At 60.4% G+C, this 1,185-nt stretch carries 1 protein-coding gene and 1 pseudogene; one reads left to right on the top strand and one right to left on the bottom strand.

What is annotated here, in order from left to right:
• Window positions 1-185: pseudogene (locus HBO24_RS29295) on the bottom strand (ribonucleotide-diphosphate reductase subunit beta); the annotation flags it as partial.
• A 224-nt stretch (window positions 186-409) separates the two neighbouring features.
• Between HBO24_RS29295 and HBO24_RS29300 the strand changes: the two are divergent.
• A complete protein-coding gene (locus tag HBO24_RS29300; protein ID WP_057439736.1) occupies window positions 410-877 on the top strand; it encodes a GNAT family N-acetyltransferase in 468 nt (155 codons plus the stop codon).
• Window positions 878-1,185 lie beyond the last annotated feature (308 nt).

A 1,185-nucleotide genomic window follows, 5' to 3' on the forward strand; every position in this document is an offset into this window, starting at 1 on the left:
AGGGCAGCCTTGGCGCGCACGATGGCGGCGGAGTCGTTGGCGGTGACGGCGCGGGCTTCGATGGCAGCGGCAGCGCCGGCACCGTCGAGGCGGTCCATGTTGGCTTCGGTGGCGTGGCCGGCGTTGGTACCACGGATGACCGCTGCACCGGTGTCTTCGTTGTCGACTTCGTCCCAACTCAGCATGAAATACTCCTTCCTGGTCTGTTCTGGCGGCGTATGAAACCGTCCAGAAAACTCGATAATTACCGGCTTCGCACACTATGTAGTGGTCGCCTGCCTGGGTGGGCACACTATATGGTGTGTCGGAAAGTTGGTCAACGCACAAGATGTGCGGTCTTCGGTCGCTGCCCGGCGCAAGATCGGCTATAACGCCTGGGTTTACTGGCCACACTCGGAATCTCAAGGGAATGAAAAATCTACTGATCCGCCCAGCGACCCCAGAAGACGCCGAGAGCATCTTCCTGGTGCATAAAAACTCCGTCGAAAACCTGTGCAATGCCGACTACGGTCCCGAGCAGATTGCCATGTGGCTCGACGGTCGCTCACCTGAGACCTACCGCTCGGCCATCGACGCGGGCAACCTGTGGTTGGCTTGCAACGACAGGCTCCAGGGCTTCGTGGAGATCGACGGCCATGAAGTCAGCAAGTTGTTTATTCGCGGGGAGGCAGCCGGGCAGGGGCTTGGTGCGCGTCTGCTGGCCGAGGCTTTGCAGCGCATCGCCGCAGCTGGGCATGACAGGGCCTATCTGGAGGCGACCCTGACCGCCGAAAAATTCTATGCCTCGCATGGCTTCCGCAAGATTGGCGAGGGAACATTCAGCCGGGGCAATAGCCCGGTGTCCATTGAGATCATCAAGATGGAGCGGGCTTTGTAGTTCGGTGCTCTACCAGTTGCTTCTTGCTGGTCTTGCAAGGCTGCCTGCGTCTGCTCTGGAAGATCGGAACAACACTGTGGGTTCTTCGGGGGGCATATCCGTTTTTTGTATGACGGCGGCTATTGGTTCCGCCCTTACGGCGGGTCACTTTTGGAAAAGAGCCCCAAAAGTAACCAAAAGGGCTCTTGCCCCACCACTCGGTGCCTCGCCCAGGCTCGGCATGCCCGCAGTCAGGCATTGCTCCGTGGGCCCGCCGCGATCGGCCATCCATGGCCGTGTCGCGGCTACCCCGGCATCCATGCCGGGGT

Origin of the sequence: Pseudomonas sp. WS 5410 (assembly GCF_012985645.1) — a bacterium.
GTDB classification, from domain to species: domain Bacteria; phylum Pseudomonadota; class Gammaproteobacteria; order Pseudomonadales; family Pseudomonadaceae; genus Aquipseudomonas; species Aquipseudomonas shahriarae.

Coding starts and splice junctions, on each gene's coding strand:
- HBO24_RS29300 (WP_057439736.1), top strand. CDS start 410: ATGAAAAATCTACTGATCCGCCCAGCGACCCCAGAAGACGCCGAGAGC.